Source organism: Streptomyces sp. JJ36 (assembly GCF_021696945.1).
Lineage (GTDB): Bacteria > Actinomycetota > Actinomycetes > Streptomycetales > Streptomycetaceae > Streptomyces.
The window spans coordinates 89,597-101,482 of sequence record NZ_JACYHE010000005.1 but is presented as its reverse complement, the minus strand read 5'-3'; the positions used below and the strand labels follow the sequence as shown (position 1 = coordinate 101,482).

At 75.5% G+C, this 11,886-nt stretch carries 13 protein-coding genes; 4 read left to right on the top strand and 9 right to left on the bottom strand.

The features are described from left to right. Positions 1-1,353: a HEAT repeat domain-containing protein gene (locus tag HOY81_RS03610; RefSeq protein ID WP_237317983.1), complete on the bottom strand. Its 1,353-nt coding sequence runs from the start codon at positions 1,351-1,353 to the stop codon at positions 1-3. 81 nt (positions 1,354-1,434) lie between these two features. After that, complete coding sequence (locus HOY81_RS03605) at positions 1,435-2,214, bottom strand: SDR family oxidoreductase (protein ID WP_308340946.1); 780 nt, start codon at positions 2,212-2,214, stop codon at positions 1,435-1,437. 71 nt (positions 2,215-2,285) lie between these two features. Between HOY81_RS03605 and HOY81_RS03600 the strand changes: the two genes are divergently transcribed. Next, positions 2,286-2,831: a MarR family winged helix-turn-helix transcriptional regulator gene (locus HOY81_RS03600; protein WP_237317981.1), complete on the top strand. Its 546-nt coding sequence runs from the start codon at positions 2,286-2,288 to the stop codon at positions 2,829-2,831. A 54-nt stretch (positions 2,832-2,885) separates the two neighbouring features. Here the strand turns inward: HOY81_RS03600 and HOY81_RS03595 are convergent, their stop codons facing one another. The 4 genes from HOY81_RS03595 to HOY81_RS03580 all read right to left on the bottom strand — a co-directional run bounded on the left by HOY81_RS03595 (position 2,886) and on the right by HOY81_RS03580 (position 5,228). Continuing rightward, positions 2,886-3,407 (bottom strand): restriction endonuclease, encoded by a 522-nt coding sequence (locus HOY81_RS03595; protein ID WP_237317979.1) that lies wholly within the window; start codon positions 3,405-3,407, stop codon positions 2,886-2,888. Further along, positions 3,377-3,952, bottom strand: a complete 576-nt coding sequence (locus HOY81_RS03590; protein WP_237318103.1) for a hypothetical protein — start codon at positions 3,950-3,952, stop codon at positions 3,377-3,379. The genes HOY81_RS03595 and HOY81_RS03590 overlap by 31 nt, the downstream gene beginning before the upstream one ends. A 309-nt stretch (positions 3,953-4,261) precedes the next feature. Next, positions 4,262-4,735, bottom strand: a complete 474-nt coding sequence (locus tag HOY81_RS03585; RefSeq protein WP_237317977.1) for a GNAT family N-acetyltransferase — start codon at positions 4,733-4,735, stop codon at positions 4,262-4,264. A gap of 34 nt (positions 4,736-4,769) precedes the next feature. Beyond that, the gene (locus tag HOY81_RS03580) at positions 4,770-5,228 is read right to left on the bottom strand and encodes a MarR family winged helix-turn-helix transcriptional regulator (protein WP_237317975.1); all 459 of its coding nucleotides are present in this window, start codon (positions 5,226-5,228) and stop codon (positions 4,770-4,772) included. Positions 5,229-5,401: 173 nt separating this feature from the next. Here HOY81_RS03580 and HOY81_RS03575 point away from each other — a divergent pair, with 173 nt between their 5' ends. Continuing rightward, positions 5,402-6,694, top strand: a complete 1,293-nt coding sequence (locus tag HOY81_RS03575; RefSeq protein WP_237317973.1) for an MFS transporter — start codon at positions 5,402-5,404, stop codon at positions 6,692-6,694. A 28-nt stretch (positions 6,695-6,722) separates the two neighbouring features. Here the strand turns inward: HOY81_RS03575 and HOY81_RS03570 are convergent, their stop codons facing one another. Further along, entirely contained in the window at positions 6,723-7,178 is a 456-nt protein-coding gene (locus HOY81_RS03570; protein WP_237317971.1) for a cupin domain-containing protein, read from the bottom strand. 106 nt (positions 7,179-7,284) lie between these two features. Between HOY81_RS03570 and HOY81_RS03565 the strand changes: the two genes are divergently transcribed. Next, positions 7,285-7,785 carry a MarR family winged helix-turn-helix transcriptional regulator gene (locus HOY81_RS03565; RefSeq protein WP_237317969.1) on the top strand — a complete coding sequence of 167 codons (501 nt, stop codon included), beginning with the start codon at positions 7,285-7,287 and terminating at the stop codon, positions 7,783-7,785. A 61-nt stretch (positions 7,786-7,846) separates the two neighbouring features. On the opposite strand, the gene HOY81_RS03560 is transcribed toward HOY81_RS03565, so the two are convergent. Next, the gene (locus HOY81_RS03560; protein ID WP_237317967.1) at positions 7,847-8,764 is read right to left on the bottom strand and encodes a GNAT family N-acetyltransferase; all 918 of its coding nucleotides are present in this window, start codon (positions 8,762-8,764) and stop codon (positions 7,847-7,849) included. A 5-nt stretch (positions 8,765-8,769) separates the two neighbouring features. Next, on the bottom strand, positions 8,770-9,462 hold the full coding sequence (locus HOY81_RS03555; RefSeq protein WP_272892305.1) for a DUF2269 domain-containing protein: 693 nt from the start codon (positions 9,460-9,462) through the stop codon (positions 8,770-8,772). A 718-nt stretch (positions 9,463-10,180) separates the two neighbouring features. Here HOY81_RS03555 and HOY81_RS03550 point away from each other — a divergent pair. Then, positions 10,181-11,740 (top strand): globin domain-containing protein, encoded by a 1,560-nt coding sequence (locus HOY81_RS03550; RefSeq protein WP_237317965.1) that lies wholly within the window; start codon positions 10,181-10,183, stop codon positions 11,738-11,740. Positions 11,741-11,886: the final 146 nt, after the last annotated feature.

Here is an 11,886-nt window from a genome sequence, read left to right as displayed (position 1 = left end):
TCACGTGCCAGGCGCGTCTTCCTGCCGTCGCCGCCATCGCCACAGCGCGTGGGCCCGGTGGTCGTCGTCGAAGCCGGGCGGCAGCGGCCCGACGCGTGCGATCGCCTCGGCGGTGCGGGGATCGTCGCGCAGGGCGAGGCCGTGGGCGGCCTCCAGGCGCACCAGCCGGTTCTCCTCGTCCAGCAGGGAAACCAGGGTGTCGGCGACGCGGGGCGTACGGTCCGGCGAGGCGGCCAGCGCTGCCGCGGCCGCACCCCGCACGCCGGCGTCCCGGTCCCCGGCCAGCACGAGCAGGGCCCGGGTGATCGCCGGGAGGAGGCCGTCGTCCCGCATGCCCACCGAGCAGGCGCTGATCCGCACCCGGGCGTCCGGGTCACCGAGGAGGGTGTGCAGCGCGTCCCTGGCCGCGGGGGACCGGGGAACACCGTCCACGGCCAGGGCGTGCGGCACTTCGCGGCGGACGCGGGGGTCGGTGTGGCCGGCGTGGCGGAGCCCGGCGGGCTCCTGGCCGGGGTGGTCGTCCTCGGTGAGAGCGGCGACCACCTTGGCCAGCACCCCGCCGTCCGTCTCCTCGGCGGCCCAGGAGGCCAGGAGGGTGCCCCTCTTCTCGGCGTCGTCGTGACCGCCGGGGTGGCAGAGCGCGTGCATCCGCAGGTACTCCGCCGCCAGCCGCCGGTGCGCCGGGGCGGGGTGGTGGCGATGGGCCACGACGGCCGACCAGGTCTGGCGACTGCGCCGCTGGAGGAGGACCCAGCTGACCGCCGACCAGGTCACATGGGTCTCGTCGGGGTGCTCGACGGCGCGGCCGATCAGTTCGCCGACGGGCGTCAGGACCCGGAAGGCCCACTCCAGGGAGGTCAGGACGGCGCCGTGCCCGGCGCGTACCACGTGCCCGCCGAGCGACACCTCGTCGACCCGGTCGTACGCGTCGTCCTGGACCCGGACCGTGGTGGCGGGGCCCGGATCGCCCGTCCGGCGCCGCAGCTTCTCGGCCGCGCCGGTCTCGTACCAGTCGCGGGCCAGGTGCAGGAGCCGGTGACGGGCGGCTTCCGGGAGCCGCAGCCGGGGCTCGGTGCCCAGCACCGCCGAGACGACCGCCGGGGAGCCGCCGTCGACGGCCCGCCACAGCGGCGTGCTGCCGTCGGGCAGCACACGGTCGGGGTCTGCTCCGCCCTCCACCAGCGCCGCGGCCACCTCCGCGTCGTACGCGGCCACCGCCGCGCAGAGCACCGGCAGCCCCGCCGCGTCCGCCGTGTCCGGAGGCGCCCCCTGCTCCGTCAGGGCGCGCACCGCCTGCGCGTCCCCCGCTCGGACCGCCGACCGGAGCCGGTCCCCGAGTCCGCTCTCTCCCACGTTCCCCCTTCCGTGTCCGTGGCCTGCCGTTCGGCAGACCCGCACCTCGTCAGACCCGCACCTCGTCAGACCCGCACCTCGTCAGACCCGCACCTCGTCAGGACAGCACGGCCGCACCGCGGCGCTGCCCGGGGGCTCCCCGGGCCGTCCGCTCAGCGTGTGGTGAAGGCGCCGCCGTTGACGTGCAGGGGTCTGGCCGGTGATGTGCCGGGCGCCGGGGGAGGTGAGGAAGTGGGCGGTCTCCGCGATGTCGTCCGGCGTGCCGGGCCTCTTGTCGTGGGTCTCGGCCACGAGCGCGGTGTGGCGCTCCTCGGTCATCCGACCCTGGAAGAAGGCGGTGCCGGTGACATAGCCGGCGGCGATGACGTTGCAGGTGATGGCGTGCGGTGCCAGTTCGGCGGAGAGTGAGGCGTTCCAGGCGGCGAGGGCGGCCTTGGCGGCTCCGTAGGAGCCGCCGCGCCGCTCGGCTCCCAGGGAGCCGATGCTCAGTACGGCGCTGCCGGGCGGGAGCCGGTCGCGGAACGCGCCGGTGGTCAGGACCGCGCTGAGCAGGTTCAGTTCGAGGTCGGCCCGCCACTGGGCGGCCAGTGCCTCCAGAGGTGGCCCGTCCGGGCCGGAGGCGAGGCCGCCGGCGGCGTTGACCAGGACGTCGAGCGAGCCGGTCCGGTCCTGGAGCGCGGCCACCTGCCCGGGGTCGGTGGCGTCGCAGACGACGCCCACTCCCAGTTCCGAGGCGGTGCGCGCGACGGTCTCGGCGCGGCGTCCGGTGACGACGACCTTCTCCTGGTCGGCGGCGAACCGTGCGGCGATGGCGCGGCCGATACCGCTGGTGCCTCCGGTGACGAGCACACTGCGGATCACGGGTCCTCCTGCGGGCGACGGGTGCTACGTTTAGAGCTAAACATACGCTTACGCGAGAAGGGAAGGCGCGCATGGCCGACACCGTCTCGGCAGGGTGGACTCCGGGGCCGCCCTCCTCCGCCGCGGAGATCGCGGCGGCCTGGCGCCGGGAGCGCCCGGGGGTCCCCACCGAGTCCGTCGAGATCGTGACGCCTCTGTGGTGGCTGGGAAAGCTGTTCGCGGACGACCGGAACCGGGTGCTGCGCGACGCGGGGATCGACGCCGCCACGCTCGACCTGCTCTCGGTGCTGCGCCGCTCCGGTCCGCCGTACGCCCTGGGCACCCGCGAACTCGCGCGGCGGACCCTGGTGACGGCGGGGGCCATCTCGCAGCGCGTGGCCCGGGCCGAGCGGGACGGGCTCGTCTCCCGTGCGCCCGGGCCCGGCCGCCGAGCCGTCCAGGTCTCCCTGACGGCCGCGGGCCACGCACTCGTCGAGCGCTCGGTGGACGCGGTGCTGGGGCGTGAGGCGCGGCTGGTCGCGGGGCTGTCGGAGGAGGAGCGGACTGCGCTCGCCGGACTGCTCGACAAGCTCTTCACCGATGTCCGGCGACGGACCGCCCCCATCGCGGACGGCTGACCCCCCCGCGGGCGGCCGAACCGCGGGCCGGCCGCCGCGAGGCGTGGCTCGCCGCTACCTGAGCACCTGGAGGCGGGTGCCCGCGCTCCACGTCTCCAGCAGCCGGCGGTGCACCGCGGTGACGCCGTGCCGTACGGCCAGGTCCCTCGCGGCGGGGGTGAAGGTCGCCGTGGTGACGAACAGCGCGAGGTCCGCGGCGTGCTCCAGCTTCGCCATGCCGATGAACTTCTGCATCTCCCCGCTCTCCACCTTCCGGTGCGGCGCGAAGTGCTTGCACTGCACCACCAGCGTGCGCCCGTCCGCCGTACGGCCGACGAGGTCGGCGGCCAGATCGCCGGTGTTGCCGGTGTTGGCCACGCTGATGCAGCCGTCCCGGCGGCAGAGCCCCGCCACGTGGTCCTCGAACTCCCGCCAGGTCATGGCGTCCATGGCCGCCATCGCGCCGCTCGGCATCCGGGCGCGCAGCGCCCGGTCGATGCGTCCGAGCTCCCGTCGGATCCCGGCGAGTTCGCGCCGCCGCTCGCCGTCGGCCCGGATGGCGTGGTTCAGCAGCGGCACCACGGTCTGCCCGAGCACCGTGCGTACCGCGTCCTCGGCGGCCCGGGCGAGCTGTGTGTCGTGCTGTGCCAGCCGCTCGGCGACGGACCGCTCGATGCGCTCGTCGAGCCAGGCGACGAGGGTGTGGACGGGGAAGCCCCCCGCCGGGCCCGCGGGGTCGGCCCGGTCCGTGGGCCGGGGGACGTGCTGTGCCTCCTCCGCGTGACGGCCCGCGCGACCGCGCTGTCCCGCAGCAGCATGGCGACGTTCAGGACGGTGCGGCGGGTGTAGAGGGCCAGATGGCGGCCCGCGTACTTGTCCAGCGAGGTAAGGTCCCTGAAGGACCTTACCTTTTCCCTGGTCAGAACGGTGTAGCCGTTCTCCTCGAGCTCGGCACGGTGATCCTTCACCAGGGAACGCACAGTTTCCACAGGCACTTCGAAGTAGTCGGCGACCATCCGGGTCGTGACGTGCAGGTCGTCCGGGAGCAGGGACAGCGCCTTGACGCGGTCGAGCACGTCCGTGCGCGTGGCCAGCCCGTTGCGCAGCGAGCGCGACTCCAGCAGGACTCCCTCGTGGACCATGTCCGTTCTCCCCTCCGGGCGCCGGTGCGCCCGCCCCGGGGCGGGTCCCGGTGACCCGCCCCCTACGGGGGGTAACGAGGGGGCGGGTCCGAAGATCCGCGCGAGGGCCGCATCTGCGTCCGGGCCGGGGTGCGGGGCCGGTCCCGCGTCGTGCGGTGGGCCCGACGCGCCCCGGGCCGGCCCTCCACGGGCCGGCGGCCCGGAGCCGGTCGCACCGGGGCCGGCGTCTCTGTCTGCCGTCCTCGGACCGGCGTCCCCCGGACGTGCCGTCCCCGGCACGCCGTGCCCGGGCAGCCCGTCCCGGCGGGCTCAGCGCAGCGGCAGCTTGAACCCGACGTGGGAAGGCTCGAACCCGAGGCGCTCGTAGAAGCGGTGGGCGTCGGTGCGGGTGGCGTCGGAGGTGAGCTGGACCAGGGCGCACCCCTGCCGGCGGGACTCCTCGACGGCCCACTCCAGGAGCCGGGTGCCGAGCCCGGTGCCCCGGGCGTCGGCGTGGACGCGGACGGCCTCGACGAGGGAGCGGGTGGCGCCGCGGCGGGAGAGGCCGGGGATGACGGTGAGGTGCAGGGTGCCCAGAAGGGGGCCCTCGTCGTCCCCCTGGGCGACCATCAGGTGCTGGTGCGGGTCGCCGGCGATCCGGGCGAACGCCTGCTCGTACGGGGCGAGGTCGTCCGGGGTCTCGCGCCGGGCGCCGAGCGGGTCGTCGGCGAGCAGGGCGACGATCGCGGGGATGTCGTCGGCGGTGGCCCGCCGTATGGCGAAGGCCGGGGCGTCGGTGGTCATGGACGCAGCCTAAGGCGCGGTGTGCGGGGCCGGGTCAGGTGGCCGCCGGGGCCGGTTCGAGTGCGCGGACGGCGGCGACCAGCGGCTGGAGTTCGGTGCGCTTCTCGGCGTCGGTCAGGGCCTCGTCGAGGGCGGCGTCGTTGGTGGGGCGGGCCGCCTCCAGCAGGGCCCGGCCGGCGGGGGTGACCTCGGTGTAGATGCCGCGGCGGTCGTCGGGGCAGAGGTAGCGGGAGAGCAGGCCGCGGTCCTCGAGGCGGTTCACCAGGCGGGTGGTGGCGCTCTGGCTGAGGACCACGGCGTCGGCGAGCTGGTTCATGCGGAAGTGGCCGCCGGTCCCGGAGTGCTGGCCGCTGAGCACGTTGAGCACGGAGAACTCGCGCACGCTCAGGCCGTGTGTGCTCTGCAGCGCGCGTTCGATGTGGGCCTCGATGCGGCCGTGCAGTTCGGAGAGTGCGCACCAGCCCTGGGCGAGGCCGGGGTCCGGTCGGGTCATGGGCTCCTCCTGGTGGGTGGTGCCGGGGGCCGGGCCCCGGGCGGCCGGCGGTGGCCACTGCCTGCTCCCAGGATAGGACAGCGGCGCAATATCCCGCGCTTGCAAGTATCAGGCGTCTGCAATTAAGCTCAGCGCCGATAACAGTCGTCTGCAAGTAAAGGGAGAGGCTCCGCATGCCCCTCGCTCTCCTCGCCCTGGCGGTCGGTGCCTTCGGCATCGGCACCACGGAATTCGTGATCATGGGCCTGCTGCCGGAGGTCGCCGCCGACTACGGGGTCTCCATCCCGGCCGCCGGCTGGCTGACCACCGGCTACGCCCTCGGTGTGGTGGCCGGTGCCCCGCTGCTCGCGGTGCTCGGCACCAAGGTCACCCGCAAACGGATGCTGATGCTCCTGATGGGACTCTTCGTCGTGGGCAATCTCGTCTCCGCCACCGCGCCCGTCTTCGGGGCGATGCTGGCGGGCCGGGTGATCGCCTCGCTCGCGCACGGTGCGTTCTTCGGCATCGGCTCGATCGTCGCCGCCGGGCTGGTCGCCCCGCACCGGAAGGCCGGGGCGATCGCGATGATGTTCACCGGGCTCACCGTGGCGAACGTCGTCGGCGTGCCGATGGGCACGTTCCTGGGGCAGCAGGCCGGGTGGCGCCTGACCTTCCTCGTCGTCGCGGGCCTCGGGGTGCTCGGGCTGGCGGGTGTCGCCGCCTTCGTGCCCCAGGACGCGCGCGACCGGGGCCGGCGTGCGGACCTCCGCGGCGAGCTGGCCGCGTTCCGCAACGCGCAGGTGCTGCTCGCCATGGGGATGACCGTGCTCGGGTTCGGCGGCGTCTTCGCCGCCCTCACCTATGTCGCTCCGATGCTGACGGAGGCCGCGGGGTACGCCGACGGTTCCGTCACGCTGCTGCTCGTCCTCTTCGGCCTCGGCATGGTCGCGGGGAACCTGCTCGGCGGGCGCTTCGCGGACCGGGCCCTGATGCCGATGCTGTACGTGGCCCTGGGGGCGCTGGCGCTCGTACTGGCGCTGTTCACGCTGACCGCCCACGACAAGGTGCTCGCCGCCGTCACGCTGCCGCTGATCGGTGCCTTCGGCTTTGCGACCGTGCCGCCGCTGCAGAAGCGGGTGCTGGACCAGACCGCCGAGGCGCCGACGCTCGCCTCCGCCGTCAACATCGGCGCCTTCAACCTCGGGAACGCGCTGGCCGCGTGGCTCGGCGGGCTGGTCCTCGGCGCGGGGTACGGTCCGACCTCGCCGAACCTCGTCGGAGCGGTGCTGGCCGTCTCGGCGCTCGGGCTGGCCGTGCTGGCGGCGGTGCTGGAGCGTCGCGGGCCCGCGTCCGGCGCCGGCGGGCACACCGGCCGGGTGGTGACGGAGGCGGGCGCCGCCTCCGCCGCGCGGCCCGGGCCCGTGGCGGCCGGGCCGTCCGCAGTGCCGGGCGCGGCCGGGGTGCCGGCCCCGGGCACCCGGGGCTGAGGGCGCGCGCGACGGAGCCGCGGCCGGGTCAGACCGCCCAGGGCAGGGGGCGCGGCCCCTGGTCCGGGGTGCTGACCCGGCCGTCGGCGGGCATGGCGACCAGGGCCTCGACCGGCCCGCCGGCCCCGGCGTCGTCCGGTACCCCGGTGTCGTCCGGCGGCACTGCGCCTGCCGGCACCACGTCGCTCTCCGGTGCCGCGTCCCCCGCCGTACGCACCCGGCGCTCGGTGCCGGCCGGCAGGACGAGCGTCTGGCCCGCCCGGACGGTCTCCGTGCGGTCCCCGGTGGTCACGGCGAGGGCGCCGGAGAGCACGGTCCACACCTGTTCCCGGTCGACGGTGTGCAGCGGGCCGGAGGCGCCGGGCTCCATCCGTACCCGCCAGGTGCTGAGCGTGGTGCTGCCGGTGCTGGGGGCGGCCAGCGGCGTCATCACGGCGTTGGGCGTCGCGATGGTGCGCTCGGGGCCGGGGGTGATCACGTGCACGGGGGTGCTCCTTCGCCGGTGGCGGACGTCTGCGGACGCCGCACGGTGTCAAGCTGCTTTACTCGGTAAGTAAAGCAGCTTGTCACGCATGTGTCACCATGGCGGTGTGACGGAACCGGAGACCGACCCCGCGGACGACCCCCTGCGGCGCACCGAGCTGACCTTCCTGCTCGGCTGGGCCTTCCAGCTCCTGCTGGGAGAGTTCACCGCGCGCGTCGCCGCCGCCGGCTACCCGGACCTGCGGCCCGTGCACGGTCTCGCCTTCCAGGCTCTGGGGCCGCACGGCGCGACCGCGGGCGAGCTCGCCGTCCGGCTCGGCGTCACCAAGCAGGCCGCCGGGCAGCTCGTGGACGATCTGGAGCGGCGCGGCTATCTCCGCCGCACCCCGCACCCGGCCGGCGGGCGGCGCAAGCTGGTGGTGCCGACGGAGGCCGCCCGGCGCCATCTGGCGGTCGCCGGGGACCTGCTGCGCGAGCTGGAGCGCGAGCTGGCGGAGCGGCTGGGGGCGGACGGTGCGGGTGAGGTCGAGCGGCTGCGGACGCAACTGGCCCGTGTGGTCCGGGAGCTGGCCGGCGAGGAGGTGCCGCCGCTGCGGCCCGTGTGGTGACACGGATCCGGTGGCCTCCCCGGCGCCGGGGCGACGAGGGGGCAGGCCCCGCGGTTCCCGCTCAGCCCAGGGCGACCGAGTACGGCGCGAAGCGGCGGTCGAGGTCGCCGGGGAGGTCGGAGGCGGTGTGCACCATCTGGGTGCACGGGAACGCGCCGTCCAGCCCGCGTTCCCGGAGCCAGTCGACCAGCGCGGAGTGGTGGGCGTCGACGTCGTAGCGGACCGGGCCCGTGGTGTGCGTGCCGAGGTCGGTGATGAGCGCCTGCGCCGTGGGCAGGTCCCGGGCGACGACCGGCCCGAGGACCGTGACGTCCTCGTTGGGCCAGGCGGCCGCGAAGCCGCTGACGGTGCCCGTGCCGTCCTCGGCGACGACGAAGCGGTCGGCGAACGCGGGGAGCCGGGCGAGGAGTTCGGTGCGGTCGGCCCCGAACGCCTGTGCGTCCAGCGCGAGGACGTCGCGCAGGTCGGCGGCGGTGGCCGGGCGCACGGTGGCGGCGCCCACCCGTGCCCCGCCGGGCGCCGCCGCGCCCGGCGGCGGGGTGAAGTGTCCGGTGAGGATGCCGAGCCTGCCGACCGGTTTGAAGCCCAGCTTCTCGTAGAGGGGACGCCCCTGCGGGGTCGCGGTGAGGAAGGGCACCGCGTCCCCGGATGCGGCGAGCGCGTGTTCCATCAGCCGCAGCCCGAGCCCGCGCCGCTGGAAGCGCTCGGCGACGAGCACCATGCCCACCGAGGTGTACGCGGTGCCGCCGCCCGGGGCCGCCGGGTCGGTGCTGCCGTACGGGGTGAGCACGAACGCCCCGATGAGGGCGTGCGGTCGGTCCGGGGCGTCGATGCCGTACCCCTGCCCGGCGGTGAGCAGCAGGCGCCACTTGTGTTCCTCGCGCGTCCAGCCGCGCGCGGTCGCGAGGTCCAGGCAGGCGGGCAGGTCGTACGGGCTGAGGGGCCGGATGGGCAGGTCCGCGGGCGAGGCAGGCGTCACGCGGGTCAGGCTGCCCCAGGGCGGGACGGCGTCGCCACCGGTTTTCCGGGGCGCCGGGCGGCGCGTTCGGCATCCCGCAACCGACGGCCGCGGCGGGTGAGGCCCCATGGCTTGAGGACGGACAGCGCGGTCATGAAGGCGTAGAGGGTGAGCGAGACGGAGGGCGGGAAGAGCAGTGACCAGCCGTCGACCTGCTCGCCGGCGGCGACCGCGGCGGCCGCGGCGTCCAGTTCGGGGCGCAGGGCGAGGAGGGAGGCGGTGCCGGCGGCCACGGTGAGCCAGAACTTGGTCCACACCCAGCGGTGCCGGGCGAGACCCCAGTGGGTGCCGAGGGAGAGGACCAGGCCGGAGGCCAGGGTGAGGGCGGCGAAGGGGATCACCAGCCGGTCGCCGAAGAGGTCCATGGCGCGGTAGGCGGTGGCGTCGGTGGCCGGGTCCGTGGAGGCGAAGCCGGCCAGGGCGAGCGTCAGCAGGCAGACGGAGAGGCCGAGCCAGCCGACGGAGACGATGACGTGGACTACGAGGACGGCGCGCCGCGTCGGCCGGGGAAGGGTGCCGGCGCGCCGCGTCGGCCGGGGTAGGGTGCCGGCGCGCCGCGTCGGCCGGGGGAGGGTGCCGGCGCGCCGCGCCGGCCGGGGGAGGCGTGAGGGTGGTCCGTCCGCTGCGGGGCGGGGCGGCCACCGGGAGGTGGGTGTCATGTCGTCCACGGTGGCGTGCGGGCGGGTGTACGGCGTCCGGCACGGGGAGTATCCCGCGGTACTCGGCGCCGAGTACCGTGCCCGGGTGCGTACGGGCGAGGGGGCCGGGCCGTGGTGTCCCGGCGCTCCCGCACGGGGTGCCGGCCGTCCCGGTACGGCCGTCCCAGGCCGGCACGGGATGCCGCCCGGCGGGTTCACGGAGAAGGACGGCGGGCCCTGCGAAGAACGGGTGAGGAATGCCCGGAACGACGCTTCCGCTTTCCCCCGCGTCTGGACCCCGCCACGGTAATCCCCTAGGGTCCGCCTCTCCTTTTCGCGGCCCGGAAGTGCGCCCGTTCCCGTCCGGTTCATTCGGGTGCCGGTCGTGCCGTGCGGCCCGCCCCGGCCACTCCGGGCACCCGGTGCCGGAGGGCCTGCGGAGGCGCGCCCGGCGCCCGTACGGCTCCGGGGGCCGCCCCCCGTACGGCTTCCGTATGCCTTCCGCACGAGGCGTACCGCCTCCCGACGGTATCGCCGTCAATTCCCGGGAGTGGGCGGAATCACGGAATTCGGGAGAACCGAGGGCGGGGCTTGTGGATCGATGCCATAACGGTATGGTCGACTCCGCATCGCCGGGCTGTGTTGCGCGGCCGATAGACGAGGGAGTCCCGAAGACAGTCACCTTTCCGGACCAGGATGTGTGCGGAACGACCGCAAGACGTTCAAGGCGAGGCAGATCATGACCACCACGTCGGCCGACAACGGCGCGTCCGCCGCCGACGGCGGGGGCAACGGCGAGTGGAGCTGGTTCTCCCCCGCCCGGAAGCCCGACGCTCCGCGCGGGCCGCAGGGGGAGCGTGACGGCGGCGAGGAGATACCCAGCCGGCCCGTGACCCCGATACGGCGCGTGGGTTCGGGCGCCGAGCGGCGCGCTCACCCCGGCGGCACCGGCACCCACGCCCCCGCCGAGGCCCCCGCGCCCGGCGCCGAGGCCGCCCGCGCGGCCGCCCCGGGTGCGGAACGGCCGCAGCCTCCCGCACGGGCCGGTACCGACGCCGCACCGGGCCCCGCCGAGCACCAGCGTGCCGAGGACCCGGCCACCGGCCCGGCGTCCGCAGCCCGGCCCGCCACCCCCGACCGGGAGTCCTCCCCGGACGCCGTGCTGATCCGGCGCAACCTCGAGGAGATCGAGCCGGTCGCCGACTCCGTCACCGCCTACTTCTACGCGCTGCTCTTCGTGCAGCACCCGCAACTGCGGGAGCTCTTCCCGGCCTCCATGGACTCCCAGCGCGACCGCCTCTTCCGGGCGGTGCTCACCGCGGGCAAGCTGGTGGACGAGCCGGAGATCCTCACGGAGTACCTCTCCCACCTCGGCCGCGGCCACCGCAAGTACGGCACCCGTCCCGAGCACTACCCGGCGGTCGGCGAATGCCTGCTGGCCTCGCTCGCCCGCTACGCGAGCACCACCTGGAGCGACGCCGCCGAGGAGGCGTGGGTCCGGGCGTACACCACCATCTCCCAGACCATGATCGACGCCGCCGCGGAGGACGAGAAGCACTCCCCGGCCTGGTGGGACGCGGAGGTCGTCTGGCACGAGCGGCGCACCTCCGACATCGCGGTGGTGACCGTCCGCCCCGACCAGCCGTACCCGTTCCGTGCGGGACAGCACACCATGGTGGAGACCCCGTGGTGGCCGCGGGTGTGGCGGCACTACTCCTTCGCGGACGCGCCACGCCCGGACGGTCTGCTCAGCTTCCATGTGAAGGCCGTGCCGGCGGGCTGGGTGTCCAGCGCGCTGGTGCACCGCGCGCGGCCGGGCGACGTGGTGCGGCTCGGGCCGCCGGCCGGCTCGATGACCGTGGACCACGGCTCCGACGCCGGGTTGCTCTGCGTCGGCGGCGGCACCGGCATCGCGCCGATCCGGGCGCTGGTGGAGGACGTGGCCGAGCACGGGCGGTCACGCCCGGTCGAGGTCTTCTACGGGGCGCGGCGCGCCCGGGAGCTGTACGACCTGGAGACGATGCGGGAGCTGGAGCGGCGGCACCCCTGGCTGTCGGTGCGGGCGGTGGTCTCCGAGGACGACAGCCGTCCCGGCGACCGGCCGGACGGCGAACCGCCTCTGGTGGGTGAGCTGCCGGAGGTCGTGAGCCGGTACGGGCCGTGGGCGTCGTACGACGGCTATCTCTCCGGCCCGCCCGGGATGATCCGCAGCGGCGTGGCCGCCATGCAGAGCGTGGGCGTGCCCGCCCACCGCATCCGGCACGACTCCCTCGACGAACTGGTCGCCAGGGGGGAGTAGCGGCCCCCCGGCCGCGAACGGGGGCGCGGAGCGGGACCGGCGGGCGGCCGGCGACCCGCGGACGAGGAGAAGGAGACAGCGGAAGTGGCAGACGCCGAGGTGGGCGAGGCGGCGGCCGGGGCGGGCGGAGACCCCGCGGCCTCCGG